Below are 24,210 nucleotides of genomic sequence, written 5' to 3'. Positions count from 1 at the left end.
ACGGCTGGACCCAGATTCGCCAATGCGATCCACTGCTTTCACAGGCCGATGCCTTTGCTACCCCTGGCTCCCAGTTGTGGTTGTCCCTCATAGTAGGATTGGGCGCTTTTGTAGCGGGGGCTTATTTGCTGGCGTCAGGAAACACCGCAAGGCCCCCTGACGATACAGATTCTTGAACAAGTGTTTGTTTGCATTTTTGACTGATACCAACGGAGCGAAGCATGAAAGTTTTTTACGACAAGGACTGTGATCTGTCCCTCATCAAAGGCAAGACCGTCGCCATCATCGGCTACGGCTCGCAAGGCCATGCGCACGCGCAAAACCTGAACGACAGTGGCGTGAAGGTCATTGTCGGTCTGCGCAAGTCGGGCGCTTCCTGGCCCAAGGCCGAGAAGGCTGGTCTGACCGTGATGGAAGTCAACGACGCCGTGAAGGCCGCCGACGTGGTCATGATCCTGTTGCCTGACGAAGACATCGCCAAGGTGTACAACGACAACGTCAAGGACAACATCAAGCAAGGCGCTTCGCTGGTGTTCGCACACGGCTTCAACGTGCACTACAACCAGGTCGTGCCCCGCGCCGATCTGGACGTGTGGATGGTTGCGCCCAAGGCCCCTGGCCACACCGTGCGCAACACCTACAGCCAAGGCGGCGGCGTGCCCCACCTGATCGCTGTGCACCAGGACAAGTCCGGCAAGGCCCGTGACCTGGCCCTGTCGTACGCGATGGCCAATGGTGGCGGCAAGGCTGGCATCATCGAGACCAACTTCAAGGAAGAAACCGAGACCGACCTGTTCGGCGAGCAAGCCGTTCTGTGCGGCGGCGCTGTCGAGCTGATCAAGATGGGCTTCGAGACCCTGGTGGAAGCCGGCTACGCACCTGAAATGGCCTATTTCGAGTGCCTGCACGAGCTCAAGCTGATCGTGGACCTGATCTACGAAGGCGGCATTGCCAACATGAACTACTCGATCTCGAACAATGCCGAATACGGCGAGTACGTGACCGGCCCTGAGGTGATCAACGAAGAGTCGCGCAAGGCCATGCGCAATGCGCTCAAGCGCATCCAGAACGGCGACTACGCGAAGATGTTCATCCAGGAAGGCCGTCTGAGCTACCCATCGATGACCGCCCGCCGCCGCAATACGGCCGATCACCAGATCGAGCAAGTGGGTGGTCAGCTGCGCGCCATGATGCCCTGGATCGCCAAGAACAAGCTGGTCGACCAGACCCGCAACTAAATCACATTGGCCGCCGCTGCCTGCAGCGGCGCCGTGCTGATTCGCAAAGGACTGCCGAGGCAGTCCTTTTTTCATGGGCATCCCCGGTGGGCCCATAGTGGCAAAAGCTACACTGTAGGCCATGCCCGGCCGGGCCCGAGCCCGCCGGAAACTATAAAATATGTAGCTGATTGCGCAGATATGGCTGGCGCTGGAGTGGATTGAATGCTGGACGATAACGAAACCAAGCCCAAGGCTGCAGCGCCTGCGCTGGTGCCTGCGCAGCGCAAATGGCGCAAGGGCATTTATGTACTGCCCAACTCGTTTACGTTGGCCGCCTTGTTTGGCGGCTTTTACTCGATCGTGATGGCCATGAACGGCCGTTTCGAGGCTGCCGCCGTGGGCGTGTTCTGCGCGATGGTGCTCGACAGCCTGGACGGGCGTGTGGCCCGCATGACCAACACGCAAAGCGCCTTTGGCGAGCAGATGGACTCGCTGTCGGACATGGTGTCGTTTGGCGCTGCTCCGGCGCTGATTGCCTATGAATGGGCGTTGCGCCCATTGGGCCGCTGGGGCTGGATTGCCGCCTTCGTCTACTGCTCCTGTGCGGCGCTGCGCCTGGCGCGGTTCAACGTGAACACCGGCGTGGTCGACAAGCGCTATTTCCAGGGCATGCCGTCTCCCGCTGCTGCAGCTCTGGTGGCGGGTTTTATCTGGCTGACCAGCGCACTCCTGGTATCGCACCGTGATGTACCGATTTTTGGCCAGGTGATTGCGCTGTTCGGCGGCTATCCGGCCAGCCGCGATGACCTGTCGTGGATCATGTTCTCCATCACCTTGCTGGCAGGCCTGACGATGGTCACCAACATTCCCTACTACAGCTTCAAGGATGCAGGGGCTGCCAAGAGCGTGCCTTTCTTCTCGCTGGTGGTCGTGGTGCTGCTGCTGGCGGTGGTGAGCATTGAGCCGGCCACGATGCTGTTCCTCATTTTTGTGGCCTATTTGCTCTCGGGCTATGTGATCTATGCCTGGCGCCGCTTCAAGGGCCAGCATGTGTCGATCGTGGCGACCTCGACCGACGAGCCCGAAGAGCGCGGCTTGCACCACGATTGAATTTTTTGCGGACTTTCGTCAAAACCTGTGTTAGAGTGAACGCCATGCAAAACCTGTCCCTAGCTCTACTACTAGCATGTCCAACGGGCAGGTAGAGTAGCGCGCAGTTTTTCACCCCTACACCTCGGCCCGTTTGCACCAGCAACGGGCCGATTCTGTTTTAGCAGGTTGCTGGTTTCCAACCCCGAACTTTTTGTTCCGATGAGAAAGACCAGCCAACCATGTTGACCCAACCTTCCAGCAAGTACCGCGCTTTTCCAGCCATTGCGTTGCGTGACCGCACCTGGCCTGATGCCCAGATCACCCAGGCACCCATCTGGCTGTCGACCGATCTGCGCGACGGCAACCAGGCGCTGATCGAGCCGATGGACCTGGCGCGCAAGCTGCGTATGTTCGACATGCTGGTCAAGATTGGCTTCAAGGAAATCGAAGTCGGTTTTCCCGCTTCCTCGCAGATCGAATTCGACTTTGTGCGCCAGTTGATCGAGGAAAAGCGCATCCCTGCCGACGTCACCATCCAGGTGATGACCCCCGCCCGCCCAGAGCTGATCACGCGCACGGTCGAGGCCCTGCAAGGCGCGCCGCGCGCCATCGTCCACATCTACAACGCGGTGGCCCCTGTCTGGCGCAAGGTCGTGTTCGGCATGAGCGTGCCCGAAGTGATGGCCTTGGTCAAAGACCAGGTCACCCACCTCAAGGCCTTGACCGATGCCCAGCCGGGCACCGAGTGGGTGTTGCAGTATTCGCCCGAAACCTTCTCGCTGGCCGAGCTCGATGTGTCCTTGCAGGCTTGCGAGACCGCGATTGCCGCCTGGGGCGCTGGCCGTGACATCATTCTGAACCTGCCCACCACGGTGGAAAACGCCACCCCGAACGTGTTTGCCGACCAGATTGAGTGGATGGTGCGCAAGTTCGCTGGCCGCCCTGAAGTGGTCGTGTCGGTGCACCCGCACAACGACCGCGGTACCGGCACGGCCAGCGCCGAGCTGGCCTTGATGGCCGGCGCCCACCGCGTCGAAGGCTGCCTGTTCGGCAATGGCGAGCGCACTGGCAACCTCGACATCGTCAATGTGGCCTTGAACATGTATGTGCAGGGCGTATCGCCCCAACTGGATTTCTCGGACATCGATGCCATCCGTGCCGAAGTCGAGTACTGCAACCAGTTGCCGGTGCCTGCCCGCCACCCCTATGCCGGCGACCTCGTCTACACCTCGTTTTCTGGCTCGCACCAGGACGCCATCAAGAAGGCCTTTGCGGCCCGCCAGGATGCCGATATCTGGGAGATTCCCTACCTGCCGATCGACCCCAAGGACCTGGGCCGCAGCTACGAAGCGGTGATCCGCGTCAACAGCCAGTCGGGCAAGGGCGGTATCTCCTACCTGCTCGAAGAAGCCTATGGCCTGGCGATGCCACGCCGCTTGCAGATCGAGTTCAGCCAAGTGGTGCAGCGCGCGATGGACACCGCGGGCACCGAGTTCACCGCCAAGGATTTGTGGAAAATTTTCGAGCGCGAGTACCAACTCAGCGCCAACCATGCACTGGCCCAGTACCGCGTGGAATCGGGCGACAGCGATGATGTGCGCATCAGCGGCAAGCTGCAATGGGCCGGTCAGGCTGTCAGCATTGCCGGCCAGGGCAATGGCCCGATCGATGCCTTTGTGCAGGCGGTCAGCAGTGCCATTGGTATTCCTGTGCGCCTGCTCGACTACAGCGAGCATGCCGTTGCCGCCAGCGATGCGCGCGGCGACAAGGGCGCCAATGCCACAGCAGCCGCCTACATCGAGCTGCGCGTCGGCGACAGCCAGAGCCTGTACGGCGTGGGCATGGACAGCAACAGCACCCAGGCGGCTTTCCGCGCGGTGATGAGCGCGGTGGCACGTAGCGGTGCTGTCGCCAGCGTGCAAACGGCAGTGCCACAAGCAGTGCCACAGGCGGCTGTCGTCTAACCACAGACGAAGCAAAGCACGTAAACTGTAGCGCGGTTGACGCAGGCTGCAGGAGAGCGGGCAGACCGCTTTCCTGCAGCCTGTTGTAGAGATTCCACTTACCCACAGTGGCAGCACGGCGGCAGCGCATGACCCATGCCATGGAGAACACACGATGAGCGACCAACTGATTATTTTTGATACCACCTTGCGCGATGGCGAACAGTCGCCCGGCGCGTCGATGACCAAGGACGAGAAGCTGCGCATTGCGCGCCAGCTCGAGCGCCTCAAGGTGGACGTCATCGAGGCTGGCTTTGCCGCCAGCTCCAACGGAGATTTCGATTGTGTGCAGAGCATCGCCTCCATCATCAAGGACTCGACCATCTGTTCGCTGGCACGCGCCAATGACCGTGACATTGCCCGCGCTGCCGAAGCCTTGAAGCCTGCCAACCGGGCACGCATTCACACCTTCATTGCGACCAGCCCGCTGCACATGGAGAAAAAACTCCGCATGTCGCCCGATGAGGTGTTCGAGCAGGCCAAGATGTCGGTGCGTTTTGCCCGCAATCTGGTGGGCGATATCGAATTCAGTCCCGAAGACGGCTACCGCAGCGACCCGGATTTTCTCTGCCGCGTGATCGAGGCGGTGATCGCCGAAGGCGCCACCACCATCAATGTGCCCGACACCGTCGGCTACGCGATCCCCGAGCTCTATGGCCAGTTCATTCTGAACCTGCGCGAGCGCATTCCCAACAGTGACAAGGCCATCTGGTCGGTGCATTGCCACAACGACCTGGGCATGGCCGTCGCCAACTCGCTGGCCGGCGTCAAGATCGGTGGTGCGCGCCAGGTGGAGTGCACGATCAACGGCCTGGGTGAGCGCGCGGGTAACTGCTCACTGGAGGAAGTCGTCATGGCCGTCAAGACGCGCCGCGATTACTTTGGCCTCGATGTCAACATCGACGCCCAGCACATTGTGGCCGCCAGCCGCCTGGTCAGCCAGACCACCGGCTTTGTGGTGCAGCCCAACAAGGCCGTGGTGGGCGCCAATGCGTTTGCCCATGCCTCGGGCATCCACCAGGATGGCGTGCTCAAGGCCCGCGACACCTACGAGATCATGCGGGCCGAGGATGTGGGCTGGAGCGCCAACAAGATCGTGCTGGGCAAGCTCTCGGGCCGCAACGCCTTCAAGCAGCGCCTGCAGGAGCTGGGTGTGGTGATGGACAGCGAAAGCGACATCAATGCCGCCTTCGCCCGTTTCAAGGACCTGGCTGACCGCAAGAGTGAAATCTTTGACGAGGACATCCTGGCATTGGTGCACATGGAAGGCGCGGAAGCCCAGGCTGAGACCTACCGCTTCGTGTCGCTGTCGCAAGCCAGCGAAACGGGCGAGCAGCCCAAGGCCAGTGTGGTGCTGATTGCCCACGGCCAGGAAGTGCGCGGCGAGTCCACCGGCAACGGGCCTGTCGATGCATCGATGAAGGCCATCGAATCCCAGGCGCGCAGCGGCGCCGAGATGGTGCTGTATGCGGTCAATGCGATCAGCGGCTCCACCGAGAGCCAGGGTGAGGTGACCGTACGCTTGCAGCAAGGTGGCCGCATCGTCAACGGTGTAGGTGCAGACCCCGATATCGTCGTGGCGTCAGCGAAGGCTTACATCGCTGCACTGAACAAGTTACAAAATCCTACGGAGCGAGTAGCTGCACAAGGTTGAGACTTCGGAATATAATTTCACTTAAATAATTGAAGAATCGCGTAAGTTCATGAATTTGCGCGATTTTTTGAATCCAAATTTCCGCTGTCAGCTATCGTATTTGTAGGGAGCAGAATAATGGCGCTACGTCATCGCAGTGTTTTGCGTCGTTTTTCACATTTGTTTGCAATTTGTACGTTGGCCTTTGGTTTGGCGGCGCCTGCCGCCCATGCCAGCGCCAAGAACAAGCCCGCTGCGAAGGCCCATGTGCAGGCCAAGGCAGGCAAGAAGCAGGCGGCCGTGGCCTCCAAGGGTGAGCGCAACGGGCGCCAGAAGCAGGCAGCTGCAGCGCCCGCGTCCAAAAAGCTCGCAGGCAAGGCTGCGAAGGGCAAGACCACCGTCGCCAAGGTGGGCCGCCATGCCGGTCGTGCTGCGGTCGCCTCGGCCGTAATCATTCCCGAGCGCCAATCCTTCGGCCAGCTCGCCGGTCTGCATGATGTGACCGATCCGCTGGCCCTCAAGTCCAGCGTGGCGCTGGTGCTGGACCAGGACACGCATGAGGTGCTGCTGTCCAAGAATGACCATGCGGTGCTGCCCATCGCCTCGCTCACCAAGCTGATGACCGGCCTCATCATCTCGCAGGCCCAGCTGCCGATGGACGAGATGATAACCATCACCCAGGACGATGTGGACACCGAAAAGCACAGCAGCTCGCGTCTGCGTGTCGGCACCACATTGATGCGTGGCGAGTTGCTGCACCTGGCGCTGATGTCCAGCGAAAACCGCGCAGCGCATGCGCTGGGCCGCACCTATCCGGGTGGCATGCAGACCTTTGTCGGCCTGATGAACATGAAAGCCAAGATGCTGGGCATGGCCGATACCCGCTATGTCGAGCCCACCGGCCTGTCGAGCTCCAACCAGTCCAGCGCCTTCGACCTGGCGACCTTGGTCAACGTGGCGCACTCCGATCCGCTGATGCGCGATCTGACCACCTCGCCGTCCTACCAGGTGGAAGTGGGTGAGCGTACCGTCCAGTTCAACAACACCAACCGCCTGGTGCACAACCCGGAGTGGAACATCGGCCTGCAAAAGACCGGCTATATCTCCGAAGCCGGGCGCTGCCTGGTGATGCAGACCCAGGTCGCGGGCCGCAAGCTGATCATGGTGTTCCTGGATTCGGCTGGCAAGTTTGGCCGTCTGGCAGACGCCGAACGGGTGCGCCATTGGGTGGAAGGCTCCGCTACGCACCTGCTGGCCAAACACTGACGCCAGGCACCCAACAAAAAACCTGCCTCGGCAGGTTTTTTTGCGTCTGCGAGTGTGCAGGGCGGACTGGCGTCAGCGTGCGTTGGGCTGGCGGTGTTCGTCAAATCCCAGCGCCGATGAGATCTCGCTCGCCGTGGCCTGCAGGCGCGTGGTCCAGGCGTCCTCCAGCCGGTCAGCGGGGGCGGAGACGGACAGCCCTGCCACCAGGCGCCCCTGGTCGTCATAGATGCCTGCGGCCATGCAGCGCACGCCCAGCTCCAGCTCTTCATTGTCGCGTGCCACGCCGTACTGGCGTGTCTTGGACAGCTCGCGCTCGAGCACCGCCAGGTTGGTGATGCTGTTCTTGGTATTGCCGGCCAGGCCCGTGCGCATAGCGTAGGCGCGCACGCGCTCGGGTTCATCATCGGCCAGGAAGAGCTTGCCGGTGGAGGTCAGATGCAAGGGCGCATGCCCGCCGATCGCACGCACCACCTGCATGCCCGAACGTTCGCTGAAGCTGCGCTCCACGTAGACGATCTCGTCGCCCTGGCGCATGCTCAGATTGATGGCCTGCTGGGTCGCCAGGTGCAGGCGGCGCATCGGCAGCAACGCCACTTCGCGCACATTGATGCGTGCCTTGACCAGGTTGCCCAGCTCCAGCAGGCGCATGCCCAGGCGGTAGCTGCCCGATTCGGGGCGGTCCACGAAGCGGCCGATGGTCAGGTCATTCAAGATGCGGTGCGTCGTCGACGGGTGCAGGCCCGTGATTTCGCTGAGCTCTTTCAGTGACACCGCTTCCTCGCGCGTGGCCAGGACGTCCAGCAGCGTGAACATGCGCTCTAGCACTTGTACGCTGGGCTTGGTGACGGTGTCATGTGTTGTTTTGGTCATGCGTAGACTGGCGCTCAGATAACAAAGATAGGGGTGGCCGCTTGATCGCAGCGATCAGTCGGCGCAATGGTTGGCGAGCTGGCCCGGCTGCCAGCGCTGGTCGATGTAGACCTCATAGGGCTGGTAGTCGGCCTTGTACTGCATCTTGGGGCTGGCGGCAATCCAGTAGCCCAGGTACAGGTAGGGTAGGCCCATCGCACGGCACTGCTCAATCTGCCAGAGCACGTTGTAGGTGCCGTAGCTGGTGTGGGCCTCGGGCTCGTAAAAGGTGTAGACGGCGGACAGGCCGTCGTTGAGGATATCGATGATCGAGACCATCTTCAAGGCGCCGGGCTGTGTGCCCTGTGCCGGTTCGCGGAACTCCACCAGGCGGCTGTTGACCCGGCTTTGCAGCATGAACTGCGAATACTGCTCGACACTGTCCTCATCCATGCCGCCGCCGGTGTGGCGGGCAGATTGGTAGCGCAGGTAGAGCGCGTAGTGCTCGCGCAGAAAGCCCAGCGGCAGCACGCGCACTTCCAGGGCTTCATGCTGTTTGCGCGCGCGGCGCTGGTGGCGCTTGGGTTTGAAGTCCTGCACATGCACGCGCAGGGGCACGCAGGCCTGGCAGCCATCGCAATAGGGGCGGTAGGTGAACAGGCCGCTGCGGCGAAATCCCTGCTGGATCAGCTCGGAATAGACATCGTTCTGTATGGCGTGGCTGGGCGTGGCTACCTGAGAGCGCGCCATGCGCGCTTCAAGATAGCTGCATGGGTAGGGCGCTGTCGCATAAAACTGCAAGCTGTGCAGCGGTAGTTCGTTCAGCCTACTCATCCGGATGCGGAGATGTCATTTCAGATAGTGGGATTATGTCAGTCCAATCGCGAGATGCAAACTCCCAACGCATCGGGGGCAGCGCTATTTGCGTGCGCACATGGGCCACAAACCGGCTGCGCGGTATCTCTGCTGCACCCATGAAGGCCAGATGCCCGGTGTTTTGCTGGCAATCGATCATCGGCGCCTGCTCACGGCGGCAGATCTGCACCAGTGCGGCCAGCGCAATCTTGGAGCCATTGGGGACCGTGGTGAACATCGATTCACCAAACACCGCGCGGCCGATGGCCACACAGTACAGCCCGGCCACCAACCGGCCGCGCTGCCACAGCTCCACACTGTGGGCAAAGCCATCGCGGTGCAGCTGCGTGTAGGCGGCCTGGATATCGTCGACGATCCAGGTGCCATCCTGCCCCGGGCGGGCCTGCTGGCTGCAGGCTGCAATCACGGCGGCAAAGTCGCTGTCGATGCGCAGCTCGCTGTGCGGGTCCTGTTCAAACTTGCGGATCGCCTGCTTGAGCGAGCGGTGGAGCCTGAAATCGGCCGGTTGCAGCACCATGCGCGGATCGGTGGACCACCACAGGATCGGCGAGCCTTCGCTGAACCACGGGAAGATGCCCTGGCGGTAGGCCTGCTGCAGATGGGCGCTGTCGAGCACGCCGCCGGCGGCGAGCAGGCCGGGGTGGGGCGTGTCGGGTCCCCAGGCCCGGTCGACCGGCGGAAAGTCGTCATCGGGCTGCAGCCAGGCAAGCGGAGGGGTGTGGTGGTTGGCGCTCATGGTGTCTGTTGCCATGGTAGCGGCCAAATGGCAGGCTGCCGGCCCCCAAGGCGGCGCGGGGGTGATAAATACTGCAGTTCTGCCGCTGCTGCGGGGCTGGGCCTGCAAAAACAAAAAAGCCTGCACATGTGTGCAGGCTTTTGAAGTGGCTCCTCAACCTGGGCTCGAACCAGGGACCTACGGATTAACAGTCCGGCGCTCTACCAACTGAGCTATTGAGGAATAAACGGTGAACAGGCTCTGTGCGATTGCAAAGCCCAAAAAGCTTTGGCTCCTCAACCTGGGCTCGAACCAGGGACCTACGGATTAACAGTCCGGCGCTCTACCAACTGAGCTATTGAGGAACAAATTTTGGTCAATGCCCTGAACGATTGCAGGGCAGATAAGTGATGGCTCCTCAACCTGGGCTCGAACCAGGGACCTACGGATTAACAGTCCGGCGCTCTACCGACTGAGCTATTGAGGAATATCGGTCAACAGGCTTTGTTCGATTGCAAAGCCAAAAAATTCTGTGGCTCCTCAACCTGGGCTCGAACCAGGGACCTACGGATTAACAGTCCGGCGCTCTACCAACTGAGCTATTGAGGAACAAGACTGCGATTATAGAACGAATTTTTGACCCGAAAAACGGACCAGGTCATTTTTTGCCGCCGGGGGCCGTACGCGAGGCTGTCCGCCAGGCGGAACGCTCAGCGGGGTGCGGGCGGTTCGGGCCGGCACCATAGCCAGGCCAGCACGCAGGCCATGCAGCTGATCGACAACAGCTTGGCCCAGCCGGGCGCTGGCACCAGCAGCATGATGACTGCACACACCGCCATCGTGATGCTGGCGCTCCACTTGGCCTTGCGGCTGACAAAGCCGCCTGCCGCCCAGTTGCGCAGCATGCCGCCAAACAGGCGGTGGCGCCACAGCCAGCCATGCAGCCGCGCCGAGCTGCGCGCGGCGCAGGCCCCGGCCATCAGGATGAAGACCGTCGTGGGCAGGCCCGGCACAAAGATGCCGATGATGCCCATTGCGAGGCAGGCCACGGCCGCCAGCAGCAGCAGCCAGCGCAGCACCGGGCTGCGGATGGGGCAGTAGGCCGGTGTCTGCACTTCCTGCAGCGCAGTGGAGGAGGCTCCGGGCTCGTTCATGGTCATGCATTGTGCATCGCGCCGCATAACAGTGTCTTGATGCTGGGCAAGCCAGGCATTCTGAATCGCGCTGCTTTGGGTGGCAAAAGGCGCCAGACCGCATGCCCTGCTGCGCTACCATCCCGGTATGGCGATCTATCCAATCCTGAAAATGGGCGATGCCCGTTTGCTGCGCACTGCGCAGCCCGTGACCGAGTTTGACACCGATACGCTGCACCAGCTGGTGCAGGACCTGCTCGACACCATGCGCGATGCCCATGGCGCGGGCTTGGCGGCGCCGCAGATCGGCGTGGATCTGCAGGTGGTGTTCTTCGGCTCGCCCGATCGCAACCCGCGCTACCCGGATCGTCCGCTGGTGCCGCCCACGGTGCTGGTCAACCCGGTGATCACGCCGTTGTCGGACGAGGAAGAGGATGACTGGGAAGGTTGTCTGTCGGTGCCGGGCCTGCGCGGCATGGTGCCGCGCTGGCGCAAGATTCGCTACACCGGTTTCGACCAGTATGGCGATCCGATCGACCGCGTGGCCGAAGGCTTCCATGCCCGGGTGGTACAGCATGAATGCGACCACCTCTGGGGCAAGCTCTACCCGATGCGGGTGCGCGATTTCAGCCAGTTCGGCTTCACCGAAGTGCTGTTCCCCGGCATCAGCGCGGCTGAGGACGACTGAGCCGGCCCCCGAATCAACCGGCGGCGCCGCTGCCGGTCGCGGCCAGCGCCCACAGCAGCTCGGTCTCGATCGCGATCTGGCTCACATTGTTCTGCAGCTCCGGGCCCTGCAGCAAAAAGCTGTCTTCCACCCGCTCGCCCAAGGTGCTGATCTTGGCCAGCTCCACGCTCAGCTGGTGGCGGGCAAGGATGCGCGCTACCGTGTAGAGCAGGCCTGCGCGGTCTGCCGCTGAAATGGACAGCAGCCAGCGCTGGCCCTTGTCATCGGGGCGCAGCAGCACGCGCGGCGCCACCGGAAAGCTCTTGACCCGGCGCGATACCCGGCGCTGCGCCGGCTCGGGCAGTGGCTGGGCGGCCACCAGCACGCGCGTCAGCTCGCTCTCGACCAGGTTGATCAACTCGCGGTAGCTTTGCGGTGCATCGGTGGCCACCACCTGGAAGGTATCGAGCGCATAGCGGTTGAGGGCGGTATGCACCCTCGCGTCCAGGATCGAGAAACCCGCCTGGTCAAAATAGCTGCAGATGCGGGCAAACAGATCGGGCTGGTCGGGCGCGTACACCATCACCTGCAGGCCCTCGCCGGCCAGCGACTGGCGGGCGCGCACCAACGTGGCCTTGCTGCCCACCGAACGGGACAGGTGGCGCGTGTGCCAGGCAATGTCGGCGGCCTCGTGGCGCAGAAAATAGTCCAGGCCCAAGGTGTCCCACAGCGCTTTTTGCGATTCATGGGGCTGGGCCGACAGCGCCAGCAGCACCAAGGCCTCGCGCTTGCGGATTTCCACCTGGGCAGCCACATCGGGGGCCCGTCCGCCCAGCACGCGCAGGGTGGCGCGGTACAGGTCTTCGAGCAGCTTGCCTTTCCAGGCATTCCAGACCTTGGGGCTGGTGCCGCGGATATCCGCCACCGTGAGCAGGTAGAGGGCGGTGAGCCTGCGCTCATTGCCCATGCGCTGGGCAAAGGCGGTGATCACCTCGGGGTCCGATGTGTCCTGCTTTTGCGCGACCTGGCTCATCGTCAGGTGCTCACGCACCAGAAACTCGACCAGCTGCCGGTCGTCCTTGGCAATCTGGTGGTCGCGGCAAAAGCGCTTGACCTCCAGCGCACCGATCTCCGAATGGTCACCGCCCCGGCCCTTGCCGATATCGTGGAAGAGGGCGGCGAGGTACAGAATCCAGGGCTTGTCCCAGCCTGCGGCCAGCTGCGAGCAGAACGGGTACTCGTGCGCATGCTCGGCCATGAAGAAGCGCCGCACATTGCGCAGCACCATCAGGATGTGCTGGTCCACCGTGTAGACGTGGAACAGGTCATGCTGCATCTGGCCGACGATGCGGCGGAACGGCCAGAGGTAGCGGCCGAGCACCGAGGTCTGGTTGAGCAGCCGCATCGCATGGGTGATGCCATGGGGCTGCTGCAGGATCTGCATGAAGGTGGCGCGGTTGACCGGGTCGCGCCGGAACTGCGCATCCATCAGCTGGCGTGCATGGTAGAGCGCGCGGAAGGTGCGGGCCGACAGGTCCTTCAGGCCCGGCTCGGTCTCGTAGAGCAGGAAGGTGCGCAAGATCGCATGCGGGTTGCGCTGGTAGACCTCGTCGTCGGCCACCTCGATGAGGCCGGCCTTGTCGTAGAACTCGTCATCGATGCGGCGCAGGGTGTGGTTGCCCGGGTGCAGGCGCTCGTCCATGTTCAGCATCAGGATCTGTGTGAGCTGGGCCACGGCCTTGGCGGCCCAGTAGTAGCGCTTCATCAGCTCCTCGCTGGCGCGCTTGGGAAAGCGTTGGCCGGCAGGGGTCACCGTCTTGAAACCAAAGGACTCGGCCACCGGCGTTTGCAGGTCGAAGACCAGCCGGTCCTCGCGGCGCCGCGCCACAATGTGCAACCGCGCGCGGATGAGGCAAATCAGGTCCTCGTTGCGCTGCAGGTTGCGCACCTCGTAGACGGTCGCCAGGCCCTTGTCGGCCAGCTCCTTCCAGCGGCTGCCCAGGCCCGTGGCGCGGCCCAGCCACAGGATCAGCTGCAGATCGCGCAGGCCGCCGGGCGATTCCTTGCAATTGGGCTCCAGCGCATAGACGGTGTTTTCGTATTTGTTGTGGCGCTGCTGCATCTCCAGCACCTTGGCCACGACAAAGGCATCGGGCTGGATGGACTGGGCCAGCGCTGCCTGGAACAGGTGGTAGAGGCGTGGCGAGCCGATGATGCGGCGCGACTCCAGCAGCGCCGTCTGCACCGTCACATCGGCCTGGGCCTCGCTGATGCACTGGCTGAGGGTGCGCACGCTCGAGCCGATCTCCAGCCCCGCATCCCAGCAGGAGCCGATGAACTGCTCGATCGCGCTGCGCAATTCGCTGTCCTGCTCGGGGTCCGTGCCCTCGGGCAGCAGCAGCAGCACATCGATATCGGAATACGGGAAGAGCTTGCCCCGGCCAAAACCGCCCACCCCTACCAGGTTCAGGCGGCCGGGCAGGCCGGCCAGATGCCACAGCTCACGCAGCAAACCATCGGCCAGCTGCGACAGCTTGCGCAATTGCGTCTGTATGCCCCGGGTGCTGCTGCCCCCGGCCATGATGTCGTCAAACAGGGCGCTGCGTTGGGCCTGGTACTGCTCGCGCAGCTGCGGAATGCGAGGATCGTTCATGGTGCTCTATTCTGCTGTCGCTGGCAGTGTGCCATAGCATTCAACAGCGGATGCGAATAAGCACATTCCATGCCACGGCGCACCAAATGAGGGCGTGGCGGGGATCGGCCACCCGAAACGACAAAGGCGGCACGCTTGTCGCGATGCCGCCTTGGGTACCGGGACCGCCGACCGCCGCCGGCCCGGTGCAGAGGGGTGGGCCGGATCAGCGCGCCATCAGCACTTGATCGTGGTCACAAAGCTTGGCGGCGTGGGCGAGCCTTCCGACCAGGTCAGCACTTCATAGCCGGTGTCGGTCACCAGCACTTCGACTTCCCATTGGGCCGACAGGCTGTGGTCCTTGGTGATGACGGTCCAGCCGTCATTGCCCAGGTCCTTGATGTCCTTCTTACCCAGGTTGAGCATCGGCTCGATCGTGAAGATCATGCCGGTCTTGAGTTCCACCCCGGTGCCCGGGCGGCCATAGTGCAGCACCTGGGGCTCGTCGTGGAACACCTTGCCGATGCCGTGGCCGCAGTACTCGCGCACGACCGACAGGCCATGGCCTTCGGCGAACTTCTGGATCGCATGGCCGATATCGCCCAGATGGGCGCCATTCTTGACCTGCACGATGCCATGCCACATCGCTTCAAAGGTCAGCTGGCACAGGCGCTTGCCGGCAATCGTGCCTTCGCCGATCACGAACATGCGGCTGTTGTCGCCGAAGTAGCCTTCGGGCGTGATGATGGTCACGTCCACATTGACGACATCGCCCTTCTTGAGCGGCTTGTCATTGGGAATGCCGTGGCAGACCACGTGGTTGACCGAGGTGCAGACATAGGCCGGGTAGGGCGTCATGCCCGGAGGCTGGTAGCCCAGGCAGGCCGATTTGGTGCCTTGCTTTTCCATCGCCTCGGCGCACAGCAGATCGATCTGCTTGGTCGTGATGCCCGGTTGGATGTGGGGGGTGATGTAGTCCAGGACCTCCGAGGCCAGACGGCCTGCGATCCGCATCTGCGCAATATCTTCTTCGGTATTGATTTTGATGGTCATAGCCCATGATTATCCCACCGCCGCCATTGGCCTGTTGTCCATGCGGCTACGTGTCCTGGCGGGGCACAGTAGAATCCCGGGTTATCCCGCCCTTGTCATGGTGCTGCCACGGTCCACCCGTCGCAGTGGGCAAGGCGCATGCGTGCTTTCTTCCCATCCTCCTAGTCCACATAGGCTGCCACGTGACACTGCACCTGACTCAGCTACCAGGCGGCAACGCCCTCAGCTCCTTCCGCGCCCAACAACTGCAGACCGCATTGACGGCGATCCATCCAAAGATAACGGGCATTGCTGCCCGTTTTGTGCATCTGGTCGCCACCGAGCAGCCGCTGGCCGGCGCGCAGGCCGAGCGCGTCGCAGCCCTGCTGACCTATGGCGACCCCTATGAAGGCGGCAGCGACGGCCAGGCCTTCATCGTCACGCCGCGCATGGGCACGATCTCGCCCTGGGCCTCCAAGGCCACCGACATCGCCCGCAACTGCGGCCTGGCGGTGTTCCGCATCGAGCGCCTGACCGAGTACCGCATCGAGCTCAAGGCTGGCCTGCTGGGCGGCAAGCCTGAGCTGAGCGCCGAGCAGACCGCGCAGATCGCTGCGCTGCTGCACGACCGCATGACCGAGTCGGTGTTTGGCACCCGCGCCGAGGCCGAGCAGCTGTTCTCCGCACTGCAAGCCCAGCCGATGGAGTTTGTCGATGTGCTGGGCGGTGGCCGCAGCGCGCTGGAAAAAGCCAACAAGCAATGGGGCCTGGCACTGGCCGAGGACGAGATCGAGTACCTGGAAAACGCCTTCAAGGGCCTGGCGCGCAACCCCAGCGATGTCGAGCTGATGATGTTTGCCCAGGCGAACTCCGAGCACTGCCGCCACAAGATCTTCAACGCCCACTTCACCATCGACGGGGTGGCCCAGGACAAGAGCCTGTTCGGCATGATCCGCCACACCGAGGCGGTATCGCCCCAGCACACCGTGGTGGCGTACTCGGACAATGCCTCCATCATGGAAGGCCACCAGGTCGAGCGCTTTGTGGCGCCGTTCAACACCCAGGCCGATGCCGTGACGGCGCCCAGCTACCAGAAGCAGGCGGCCACCAGCCATGTGCTGATGAAGGTCGAGACCCACAACCACCCGACGGCCATCTCGCCTTTCCCCGGTGCCTCCACCGGCGCGGGCGGTGAGATCCGTGACGAAGGCGCAACCGGCCGGGGCTCCAAGCCCAAGGCCGGCCTGACCGGTTTCACCGTCTCCAAGCTCTGGGGCAGCGAGGTTGGCAAGCCCGAGCACATCGCCAGCCCGCTGCAGATCATGATCGAAGGCCCGCTGGGCGGCGCCGCGTTCAACAACGAATTCGGCCGTCCCAACCTGACCGGCTACTTCCGCGAGTACGAGCAGCAAGTCGGTGATATCACCCGCGGCTACCACAAGCCCATCATGATCGCCGGTGGCCTGGGCGTGATCGATGCCGAGCAGACCCGGAAGATCCTGTTCCCCGCCGGCACCTTGCTGATCCAGCTGGGCGGCCCGGGCATGCGCATCGGCATGGGCGGCGGTGCGGCCAGCTCGATGGCCAGTGGCACCAATGCAGCCGAGCTGGACTTTGACTCGGTGCAGCGCGGCAACCCCGAGATCGAGCGCCGTGCGCAGGAAGTCATCAACCACTGCTGGCAGCAGGGCGCGGCCAACCCCATCCTGGCGATCCACGATGTGGGCGCCGGTGGCCTGTCCAACGCCTTCCCCGAGCTGACCAATGACGCCGGCCGTGGCGCCCGCTTTGACCTGCGCAAGGTCAACCTCGAAGAATCGGGCCTGGCGCCCAAGGAAATCTGGTCCAACGAAAGCCAGGAACGCTATGTGATGGCGATTGCGCCCGAGTCGCTGGCACAGTTCACCGCCTTTTGCGAGCGCGAGCGCTGCCCGTTTGCCGTCATCGGCACGGCCACCGAAGAGCGCCAGCTGGTGCTCGAAGACCCGGCTGCGACCGCTGACGACCAGAAATTCCCGGTCGATATGCCGATGGACGTGCTGCTGGGCAAACCGCCCAAGATGCACAAGGATGTGCAGACCGTGGCGCGCAGCCTGCCCGCCATCGACCTGACCGGCGTGCCGCTGGAAAAGGCCGTGATCGACGTGCTGGCCCACCCAACGGTGGCCTCCAAGCGCTTCCTGGTCACCATTGGTGACCGCGCTGTGGGCGGCCTGACCCACCGCGACCAGATGGTGGGCCCCTGGCAGGTGCCGGTGGCCGACGTGGCCGTGACCCTGGCCGATTTCCAGGGCTTCAAGGGTGAAGCGATGGCCATGGGCGAGCGCACCCCGCTGGCAGCGATCAATGCACCCGCCTCGGGCCGCATGGCGGTTGCCGAAGCCATCACCAATATGCTGGCCGCGCCGATTGCGCTGTCCAAGGTGAAGATGTCGGCCAACTGGATGGCCGCTTGCGGCGAGCCCGGTGAAGACGCGGATCTGTACGCCACCGTCAAGGCCGTCGGCATGGAGCTGTGCCCGCAGCTGAACATCTCCATCCCCGTGGGCAAGGACAGCCTGTCGATGCGCACGCAGTGGAGCGAAGGCGGCGAGACCAAGAAGGTCACCTCGCCGGTCAGCCTGATCATCACCGGCTTTGCCTCGATCGATGATGTGCGCGGCACGCTCACGCCCCAGCTGGATGCCAGCGAGCCTGACACCACCTTGGTGCTGGTCGATCTCTCGCGCGGCAAGATGCGCATGGGCGGCTCCATCCTGGGCCAGGTGCTGGGCCAAAGCGGCAATGAAACGCCAGACCTCGACGAGGCTAAGGACCTGATCGCACTGGTCGATGCCGTCAACGTGCTGCGCGCCCAGGGCAAGATCCTCGCCTACCACGACAAGGGCGACGGCGGCCTGCTGGCCACCGTGGCAGAAATGGCCTTTGCCGGCCATGTCGGCGTGGCACTGAATGTGGACATGCTGATCACCGAAGGTGATGGCATCTCCGACAGCCGCATGGACAGCGGCGAAGGCAAGAACTGGGGCGCCCAGGTATCGGGCCGCCGCGAGGACCTGACCTTGCGTGCGCTGTTCAACGAAGAGCTGGGCGTCGTGCTGCAAGTCAAGACCAGCGACAGCGCCGAGGTGCTGGAGATCCTGCGCGCGCATGGCCTGTCCACCTGCAGCCACATCGTGGGCAAGACCCGTCCGGCCTCGTCCAGCATGGACATGGGCAAGGGCGAGCTGCAAGTCTGGCGCGATGCCAAGAAGGTGTTTGGCGCCAGCCTGAGCGATCTGCACCAGGTCTGGGATGCCGTGAGCTGGAAGATTGCCCAGCAGCGTGACAACCCCGCCTGCGCCGACAGCGAGCACGCCTCGGTCGGTGTGCCGTCCGACCCCGGCATGCATGTGCACCTGACCTTCGATCCGCAGGAAGCGCTGTCTGCGCCTTTCGTCAATGTGGCGACCAAGCCCCGCGTGGCGGTGCTGCGCGAGCAGGGCGTGAACTCCCACGTAGAAATGGCCTATGCCTTTGGCGAAGCCGGCTTTGAAGCGGTGGACGTGCACATGACCGACCTGCAGACGGGCCGTGCCCAGCTGCGTGACTTTGCCGGTATCGTCGCCTGCGGCGGCTTCAGCTACGGTGACACGCTGGGCGCCGGCATTGGCTGGGCCCGCTCGATCACCTTCAACGAGCCGCTGTCCGAGCAGTTCCAGGCCTTCTTCAGCCGCAAGGACACTTTCGGCCTGGGCGTCTGCAATGGCTGCCAGATGTTTGCCGAGCTGGCCGACATCATCCCCGGTGCGCAAGACTGGCCGCGCTTCACGCAAAACCAGAGCAACCGCTTCGAGGCGCGTCTGTCGATGGTCGAGGTGCTGGAGTCGCCCAGCCTGTTCCTGCAAGGCATGGCTGGCTCGCGCCTGCCGATCGCCGTGGCGCACGGTGAGGGCTATGCCAACTTCCGCTTCCGCGGCAATGCCGAGACGGTGATCGCCGCGATGCGCTATGTGGACAACCACGGCCAGGCCACCGAGCAGTACCCGTTCAACCCGAACGGCTCGGCCGGCGGTCTGACGGCTGTGACCACGGCCGATGGCCGCTTCACCGCGATGATGCCGCACCCCGAGCGCGTGTTCCGCAACGTGCAGATGAGCTGGACCGACGGCGACCGCTCGGCCCTCAGCCCCTGGATGCGCGTCTGGCGCAATGCCCGCCACTGGCTGGGCTGATCTGCGCAACCACCCATGACGAAGGCCCTGCACTGCAGGGCCTTTTTACAGGGCAGGTGTCGAGCGCTCAGAGCTTCATCACCACCGGCCCGCCTTTGGCAATGGCCCGCTGGTAGGCCTCGCGGGCCTGCATGCGCTGGCGGTAGGCATGCAGATGGGGCCAATCGGCTGCATTGGCGCAGCGGGCCAATGCCGCCTCCACCGCAAAGCCCATCTGGAAGTCGGCCATCGTCAGGTGTTCCCCGGCAAACCAGGGCTGGTGGGCCAGGTGGTTGTTGATATAGGCCATCGCTGCTTCCATGTGGGGGCTGATCAGCTGTTTGTGCACCTGCTGGCGCAGGGTGCGCAGCACCGGTCCCACAACGGGGCGCACCAGCAGCGGCAAAGGCTTGGCCGCGATGCTGTCGAACACCAGCTGCAGCAGCAGCCAGTTCATCAGCGAGCCCTCGGCAAAGTGCATCCAGTAGCGGCACTGCAGATGCTCGGGACTGCCGCGCGGGGGCTCCAGGTAGGCCATGTCCGGGGGCGCCCAGGCGCCATAGCGCTCGGCCAGGTACTCGATGATGGCGCCGGATTCGGCGATCACCAGCCCCCGGTCGCAGAGGATGGGCGACAGGCCCAGCGGGTGGATGCGTTTGAGCGCCGGCGGCGCCAGGCGGGTCTTGGCATCGCGCGGGTAGGTTTGCAGTGCATAGGGCAGGTTCAGCTCTTCGAGCAGCCACAGCACGCGCTGCGAGCGCGAGGTTTCCAGATGGTGCAGCGTCAGCATGGTTCAGTTCCTCTGCAAGCGGCGCACCCAGGCGAACAGGCCGGATGCCGGGGAGGTGAACCCTGGGCGCCAGCTCAGCCTGGAGCGCCACGGCGCACCCAGCAAAAAGTGGCCGTGGGCCCAGCCTTTGAGCATGGCCTCGGCCGCCTGTGCCGGGTGCTGCCAGACCGGCAGGCTGGCAGGATGGGGTTCGGTCAACGAGGTCGCGGTCAGCGCGGGCTTGACGACGGCCAGGCTGACGCCCACACCTTGCGCCGGCAACTCCAGCTGCAAGGTCTGGGCCAGGTTGATGAGTGCCGCCTGGCTGGGTCCATAGGCCAGGTTGCCCTGCAGGCCACGCAGACCGGCGACGCTGGCCACCAGGCTGAGATGGGGTTGTCGCCCGTCGCGTGCCGCTGCCAGCAGGTGGGGGGTGACGGCCGTGATCACATGCAGCGCGCCAGTCAGATTGACCTCCCGGTGCAGCATGCGGTTGAGGTCCAGATCATCGGCCCTCATCGTCTGCCGCTGGCCTGCGCAGTAGCACACCATGTCCAGAGGCCCGTCCTCCAGCAGCTGGTGTACGGCGCTGACGACGGCATCGCGGTCGCTGACATCCAGCGGCAGGGGCAGACAGCCGGGGTGCTGCTCGGCGAAGGCGTCCAGCACCTCCTGCCGGCGCGCCGACACGATAATGCGGGCCCCTGCGGCATGCAGTTGCTCTGCCAGAGCCAGGCCGATGCCCGAGCTGGCGCCGATCAGCCAGACACGCAAGCCGTACCAGCGCTCGATGGGGGTGTTCAGCGGCATGGTGGCCTCCGGGCGGGCGCGCAGGGGCCCGAGGGTATGGCAACTGCGGTGGTGGCTGTTTTCATAGGGTGCTCCGTTTTCCGACCCTGTCTGGGCAAGGTCTACGTTCTTCACTACGCATCAGCAGCTGGTTTGGATTCAGGGCTGCCGATTATTTTTTTGCATCGTTTTTGCATCCAGTGGGCCGTTTGCTGCGTATAGCGGCCAGATACCTGAAAGTTTTGGGGGTGTGCGAGTACTTACCTGTGGGCGATTGCTGATCGGGCTGCGCCGCTTGTTGCTTGGCAGCAATACAACGGATGCACCGGCCACCCGGCCTTCGCCCCACAATGCTTGCATGCGCACACCTACCACTGACACTGAACTGATGCTCTTGTTAGACCGCATTGCCGCCCGCGACGAAAAAGCGCTGCGGCTGTTGTACGACGATACCGCCTCGCGGCTGTATGGCCTGGCGCTGCGCATTCTGGGCAACAAGGCCTGGGCTGAAGACGTGCTGCAGGACAGTTTTGTCGCCATCTGGCGCCATGCCGGCAGTTACCGCGATTCGCTCAGCCCGCCGCTGGCCTGGATGGGTCTGCTGGTGCGCAGCCGGGCGCTGGATTTTCTGCGCCGGCGCAAGGCCGAGCGGCTCGACCAGCATGCGGTGGTGGACGACATGGATGACCTGCCGCAGGGCGACGACGCACAAAGCCCGATGCAGTCGGTGGAAGCGAGTGAGCAGGCGACGGTCTTGCAGCAGTGCATGGAGCGCCTGCAGCAGGCCCAGCGCCAGGTGGTGAGCCTGGCCTATTTGCGAGATTTGAGCCACAGCGAGCTGGCCAGCCATTTCCAGCTGCCGCTGGGCACCGTCAAAACCTGGATGCGCCGCAGTCTGGAGCAACTGCGCAAGTGCATGGACCGCCACGTGTAGGCGCAAAGGAGCGCTCTGATGAACCTGGTACAACACCCCGAACTGCTCGACCGTCTGGCCGCCGCCTATGCGCTGGGCACCTTGCGCGCAGGCGCCCGCCGCCGCTTTGAGCAGATGGCCCGCGCGCATCCGCAGGTGCGCTCGGCCGCACTGCTGTGGCAGGGCCGCTGGTCGGCGCTGTCCGAGCTGCAGTCGCCGGTGCAGCCCGATGCCGCCGTCTGGACCCGTATCCAGAACATGGTCGATGCCGACAAAGCTGGCTTGGCCCTTGAGCAGCAGCGCAGTGCTGCCAACGCCCGCAGCCCCAAGGCGCTGGCCTGGTGGCGTTCGCTGGCGCTGACGGGGGCCGTGGCCACCGTCGCTGCGGTGGCCATTGGCCTGTATGCGCAGCAAAGCCTGCAACGCAACACCGGCCAGCAGCTGGCCGCCTTGCAAACCGAGCTGCAAAAGACCCAGACCGCATTGCAGGCCGCCCCTCAGGTCCAGTACGTGGCCGTACTGGCCGATGGCAAGGCCCAGGCCTCGATGCTGGTGACCTTCGATGCCCGCCAGGGCCGGCTGGTGCTGCAGCGCGTCGGTGGCTACCAGGAGGCGGCCGACCGGTCACTGCAGCTGTGGGCCTTGCCGGCGCAGGGCGCGCCGCAGTCGCTCGGCGTCGTGGGGGAGGGGCGGCTGGAGCAACTGCAGGCGCAACTGGCCCAGGTGCAGGCGGTCCCGGCACTGGCGGTCAGCCTGGAGCCCAAGGGCGGCGTGCCCAGCGAGACGGGGCCCACCGGGCCGGTCTTGTTCAGCGGGGCTTTGATCAAGCGCGATCTGTAAGCGGTTTTGCCCGCCCCCACGCCCTGCGGCTGGCGCTGCAGGGCGTTTTAGCGCTTATTCCACAGCGGAAAAACAGTTGTACAGGCACCAGTACCCGCCTTCCCGGGCGGGCGATTTAAGCCCCTGTTTTAAAAGAAAATTTATATAACAAATGAGATTTATTCTCATTCGTAATATACTGGCGCGCCTCGTCATTTTTACTGCCCGCCCGTTCCGCCATGTCCGCCCTCCCGTTGGAAGCCTTTCGCGATAGCTATCGCGAGCTGATTGCCTTTGTCGCACGCCGTACCGGCAGCCGCCAATCGGCGCAGGACATCGTGCATGACGCCTGGCTGCGCGTGGTGGAAGCGGGGCCCCTGGCGCAGAGCCCGCACCCGGCGCCGCGCGCCTACCTGTACACGGTGGCCGAGCATCTGGTGATTGACCACCTGCGCCGGGCCGCGCGCACCTCCGAGCGCTTTGACAGCCGCTTCGATGACGGCAGCGCCGGTGTGCAGGCGCTGGGCCAGGATGTGGCTGAGGCCAGCCTGCGGCGCGAAGCGCTGGCAGCCGTCGATGCCGCGATTGCCGCCTTGCCCGAGCGCTGCCGCAGCATGTTGCTGGCCGACCGGCTCGACGGCGAATCGCAGGCGTCGATTGCCGCAGCGCACGGCGTCTCGGTCAAGACGGTGGAGCGCGAGATCATGCGCGCCATGGATGCGATCGAGGCCGCTTTGCACGCATGGCGTGGTGATGGCGTTGTGCCGGCGCTGCCGCGCAAGGGGCGGCGCCGTGCGCTGTCGGCCTTGCTCGGCGTCGCAGGGTTGGGTGCCAGCGGCAGCCTGGCCTGGTGCATCTACCAAAGCCAGGTGGTGACATGGCAGATCCAGCTGGCCACGGCCACCGGCCGCCAGCTCAACCAGGCCCTGCCCGATGGCAGCAGCATTGCGCTGGATGCGCAGACCCGGCTGGAGGTGCGCTACTACGGCAACCGCCGCCATGTGCAGCTGCACGAAGGCGTGGCCTTCTTCCAGGTGGCACGCCAGGCCGATGCGCCTTTCATCGTCGATGCTGGCCCGGCCCGTATCACCGTGCTGGGCACCCGGTTTGAAGTCGCAGTCGATGCCCAGGGCGGGCTGCGCGTGGCGGTTGAAGAGGGCCGGGTGCGCGTGCAGCAGCGGGGCAGCGATGGTGATCTGGCCGATGCGGGTGATGGCTGGGAGCTGACGGGCAGCCAGACCCTGGACTGGCAGCCAGGACAACCGCCCCGGCGCGATACCAGCGCGGGCGAGGTGGCGGCCTGGCGCAATGGCTGGCTGGACTTCCGCCACGAGCCGCTGGGCCTGGCGGTGCAGCGCCTGGCCCGTTATTGCGACGTGCCCCTGCAGGTGGCGCCCGATGCCGAACATATGGCGATTTTTGGCCGGGTGCGCATTGCCGATGCCCGCGCCTGGCTGCAGCTGCTGCCGCGCAGCGTGCCGGTCGTGGTGCGCGAAGAAGGCCAGGGCGCTGCGCGGCGCATCACGATTGCACGGCGCAGAGCGCAGAGTTGAGCGATGGCGTGCAAGCACTATGGGCCGCTGAACGGCCATTCAAAAATACTTGCGCA

18 protein-coding genes and 4 tRNA genes are annotated in these 24,210 nt (G+C 64.0%); 10 read left to right on the top strand and 12 right to left on the bottom strand.

The window, feature by feature from the left end:
- The first annotated feature begins 221 nt into the window (after nt 1-221).
- The 5 genes from ilvC to MJ205_RS12405 all read left to right on the top strand — a co-directional run bounded on the left by ilvC (nt 222) and on the right by MJ205_RS12405 (nt 7,214).
- A complete protein-coding gene (gene ilvC / locus MJ205_RS12425; RefSeq protein WP_230773062.1) occupies nt 222-1,238 on the top strand; it encodes a ketol-acid reductoisomerase in 1,017 nt (338 codons plus the stop codon).
- Between the two features lie 204 nt (nt 1,239-1,442).
- Nucleotides 1,443-2,330, top strand: coding sequence for a CDP-diacylglycerol--serine O-phosphatidyltransferase (gene pssA / locus MJ205_RS12420; RefSeq protein WP_239808758.1), 888 nt, complete (start codon nt 1,443-1,445; stop codon nt 2,328-2,330).
- Nucleotides 2,331-2,551: 221 nt separating this feature from the next.
- Nucleotides 2,552-4,276 carry a 2-isopropylmalate synthase gene (gene leuA / locus MJ205_RS12415; RefSeq protein ID WP_239808757.1) on the top strand — a complete coding sequence of 575 codons (1,725 nt, stop codon included), beginning with the start codon at nt 2,552-2,554 and terminating at the stop codon, nt 4,274-4,276.
- 154 nt (nt 4,277-4,430) lie between these two features.
- Entirely contained in the window at nt 4,431-5,969 is a 1,539-nt protein-coding gene (locus MJ205_RS12410) for a 2-isopropylmalate synthase (protein ID WP_239808756.1), read from the top strand.
- 117 nt (nt 5,970-6,086) lie between these two features.
- Nucleotides 6,087-7,214: a serine hydrolase gene (locus MJ205_RS12405; RefSeq protein ID WP_239808755.1), complete on the top strand. Its 1,128-nt coding sequence runs from the start codon at nt 6,087-6,089 to the stop codon at nt 7,212-7,214.
- Nucleotides 7,215-7,286: 72 nt separating this feature from the next.
- On the opposite strand, the gene MJ205_RS12400 is transcribed toward MJ205_RS12405, so the two are convergent.
- From MJ205_RS12400 to MJ205_RS12365, 8 genes are all read right to left on the bottom strand, one after another.
- Entirely contained in the window at nt 7,287-8,084 is a 798-nt protein-coding gene (locus MJ205_RS12400; protein WP_239808754.1) for an IclR family transcriptional regulator, read from the bottom strand.
- A gap of 54 nt (nt 8,085-8,138) precedes the next feature.
- Nucleotides 8,139-8,897, bottom strand: a complete 759-nt coding sequence (locus tag MJ205_RS12395; RefSeq protein ID WP_239808753.1) for an arginyltransferase — start codon at nt 8,895-8,897, stop codon at nt 8,139-8,141.
- A complete protein-coding gene (gene aat, locus MJ205_RS12390) occupies nt 8,890-9,690 on the bottom strand; it encodes a leucyl/phenylalanyl-tRNA--protein transferase (protein WP_239808752.1) in 801 nt (266 codons plus the stop codon). The genes MJ205_RS12395 and aat overlap by 8 nt, the downstream gene beginning before the upstream one ends.
- Before the next feature lie 131 nt (nt 9,691-9,821).
- A tRNA-Asn gene (locus tag MJ205_RS12385) sits at nt 9,822-9,897 on the bottom strand.
- Nucleotides 9,898-9,943: 46 nt separating this feature from the next.
- Nucleotides 9,944-10,019 (bottom strand) — tRNA-Asn (locus MJ205_RS12380).
- A 46-nt stretch (nt 10,020-10,065) separates the two neighbouring features.
- Nucleotides 10,066-10,141 (bottom strand) — tRNA-Asn (locus MJ205_RS12375).
- Between the two features lie 46 nt (nt 10,142-10,187).
- Nucleotides 10,188-10,263 (bottom strand) — tRNA-Asn (locus MJ205_RS12370).
- Between the two features lie 101 nt (nt 10,264-10,364).
- On the bottom strand, nt 10,365-10,808 hold the full coding sequence (locus MJ205_RS12365; RefSeq protein WP_239808751.1) for a YbaN family protein: 444 nt from the start codon (nt 10,806-10,808) through the stop codon (nt 10,365-10,367).
- Nucleotides 10,809-10,935: 127 nt separating this feature from the next.
- On the opposite strand from MJ205_RS12365, the gene def reads away from it, so the two are divergent.
- The gene (def, locus tag MJ205_RS12360; protein WP_239808750.1) at nt 10,936-11,475 is read left to right on the top strand and encodes a peptide deformylase; all 540 of its coding nucleotides are present in this window, start codon (nt 10,936-10,938) and stop codon (nt 11,473-11,475) included.
- A 13-nt stretch (nt 11,476-11,488) separates the two neighbouring features.
- Here def and MJ205_RS12355 read toward each other — a convergent pair whose 3' ends face one another.
- Together MJ205_RS12355 and map are read right to left on the bottom strand one after the other, a co-directional pair.
- Nucleotides 11,489-14,107, bottom strand: a complete 2,619-nt coding sequence (locus tag MJ205_RS12355) for a [protein-PII] uridylyltransferase (RefSeq protein ID WP_239808749.1) — start codon at nt 14,105-14,107, stop codon at nt 11,489-11,491.
- Between the two features lie 216 nt (nt 14,108-14,323).
- Nucleotides 14,324-15,139 (bottom strand): type I methionyl aminopeptidase, encoded by an 816-nt coding sequence (map, locus tag MJ205_RS12350; RefSeq protein ID WP_239808748.1) that lies wholly within the window; start codon nt 15,137-15,139, stop codon nt 14,324-14,326.
- 182 nt (nt 15,140-15,321) lie between these two features.
- On the opposite strand from map, the gene purL reads away from it, so the two are divergent.
- Nucleotides 15,322-19,332 carry a phosphoribosylformylglycinamidine synthase gene (gene purL, locus MJ205_RS12345; RefSeq protein ID WP_239808747.1) on the top strand — a complete coding sequence of 1,337 codons (4,011 nt, stop codon included), beginning with the start codon at nt 15,322-15,324 and terminating at the stop codon, nt 19,330-19,332.
- Between the two features lie 67 nt (nt 19,333-19,399).
- Here purL and MJ205_RS12340 read toward each other — a convergent pair whose 3' ends face one another.
- Together MJ205_RS12340 and MJ205_RS12335 are read right to left on the bottom strand one after the other, a co-directional pair.
- Complete coding sequence (locus tag MJ205_RS12340; RefSeq protein WP_239808746.1) at nt 19,400-20,101, bottom strand: glutathione S-transferase family protein; 702 nt, start codon at nt 20,099-20,101, stop codon at nt 19,400-19,402.
- Nucleotides 20,102-20,104: 3 nt separating this feature from the next.
- Entirely contained in the window at nt 20,105-20,890 is a 786-nt protein-coding gene (locus MJ205_RS12335; protein WP_239808745.1) for an SDR family NAD(P)-dependent oxidoreductase, read from the bottom strand.
- 337 nt (nt 20,891-21,227) lie between these two features.
- Between MJ205_RS12335 and MJ205_RS12330 the strand changes: the two genes are divergently transcribed.
- The 3 genes from MJ205_RS12330 to MJ205_RS12320 all read left to right on the top strand — a co-directional run bounded on the left by MJ205_RS12330 (nt 21,228) and on the right by MJ205_RS12320 (nt 24,154).
- Complete coding sequence (locus MJ205_RS12330; protein WP_239808744.1) at nt 21,228-21,803, top strand: sigma-70 family RNA polymerase sigma factor; 576 nt, start codon at nt 21,228-21,230, stop codon at nt 21,801-21,803.
- Nucleotides 21,804-21,821: 18 nt separating this feature from the next.
- The gene (locus tag MJ205_RS12325; RefSeq protein ID WP_239808743.1) at nt 21,822-22,622 is read left to right on the top strand and encodes an anti-sigma factor; all 801 of its coding nucleotides are present in this window, start codon (nt 21,822-21,824) and stop codon (nt 22,620-22,622) included.
- Nucleotides 22,623-22,840: 218 nt separating this feature from the next.
- The gene (locus MJ205_RS12320) at nt 22,841-24,154 is read left to right on the top strand and encodes a sigma-70 family RNA polymerase sigma factor (protein WP_239808742.1); all 1,314 of its coding nucleotides are present in this window, start codon (nt 22,841-22,843) and stop codon (nt 24,152-24,154) included.
- Nucleotides 24,155-24,210 lie beyond the last annotated feature (56 nt).

Source organism: Comamonas sp. B21-038 (genome assembly GCF_022387135.1).
Lineage (GTDB): Bacteria > Pseudomonadota > Gammaproteobacteria > Burkholderiales > Burkholderiaceae_C > Comamonas > Comamonas sediminis.
This window is presented reverse-complemented; position numbering and strand designations above follow the sequence as displayed.

Excerpts from the sequence above, each read along its gene's own strand:
- ilvC (WP_230773062.1), top strand. The coding sequence starts at position 222 with ATGAAAGTTTTTTACGACAAGGACTGTGATCTGTCCCTCATCAAAGGC.
- pssA (WP_239808758.1), top strand. The coding sequence starts at position 1,443 with ATGCTGGACGATAACGAAACCAAGCCCAAGGCTGCAGCGCCTGCGCTG.
- leuA (WP_239808757.1), top strand. The coding sequence starts at position 2,552 with ATGTTGACCCAACCTTCCAGCAAGTACCGCGCTTTTCCAGCCATTGCG.
- MJ205_RS12410 (WP_239808756.1), top strand. The coding sequence starts at position 4,431 with ATGAGCGACCAACTGATTATTTTTGATACCACCTTGCGCGATGGCGAA.
- MJ205_RS12405 (WP_239808755.1), top strand. The coding sequence starts at position 6,087 with ATGGCGCTACGTCATCGCAGTGTTTTGCGTCGTTTTTCACATTTGTTT.
- MJ205_RS12400 (WP_239808754.1), bottom strand. The coding sequence starts at position 8,084 with ATGACCAAAACAACACATGACACCGTCACCAAGCCCAGCGTACAAGTG.
- MJ205_RS12395 (WP_239808753.1), bottom strand. The coding sequence starts at position 8,897 with ATGAGTAGGCTGAACGAACTACCGCTGCACAGCTTGCAGTTTTATGCG.
- aat (WP_239808752.1), bottom strand. The coding sequence starts at position 9,690 with ATGGCAACAGACACCATGAGCGCCAACCACCACACCCCTCCGCTTGCC.
- MJ205_RS12365 (WP_239808751.1), bottom strand. The coding sequence starts at position 10,808 with ATGAACGAGCCCGGAGCCTCCTCCACTGCGCTGCAGGAAGTGCAGACA.
- def (WP_239808750.1), top strand. The coding sequence starts at position 10,936 with ATGGCGATCTATCCAATCCTGAAAATGGGCGATGCCCGTTTGCTGCGC.
- MJ205_RS12355 (WP_239808749.1), bottom strand. The coding sequence starts at position 14,107 with ATGAACGATCCTCGCATTCCGCAGCTGCGCGAGCAGTACCAGGCCCAA.
- map (WP_239808748.1), bottom strand. The coding sequence starts at position 15,139 with ATGACCATCAAAATCAATACCGAAGAAGATATTGCGCAGATGCGGATC.
- MJ205_RS12340 (WP_239808746.1), bottom strand. The coding sequence starts at position 20,101 with ATGCTGACGCTGCACCATCTGGAAACCTCGCGCTCGCAGCGCGTGCTG.
- MJ205_RS12335 (WP_239808745.1), bottom strand. The coding sequence starts at position 20,890 with ATGCCGCTGAACACCCCCATCGAGCGCTGGTACGGCTTGCGTGTCTGG.
- MJ205_RS12330 (WP_239808744.1), top strand. The coding sequence starts at position 21,228 with ATGCGCACACCTACCACTGACACTGAACTGATGCTCTTGTTAGACCGC.
- MJ205_RS12325 (WP_239808743.1), top strand. The coding sequence starts at position 21,822 with ATGAACCTGGTACAACACCCCGAACTGCTCGACCGTCTGGCCGCCGCC.
- MJ205_RS12320 (WP_239808742.1), top strand. The coding sequence starts at position 22,841 with ATGTCCGCCCTCCCGTTGGAAGCCTTTCGCGATAGCTATCGCGAGCTG.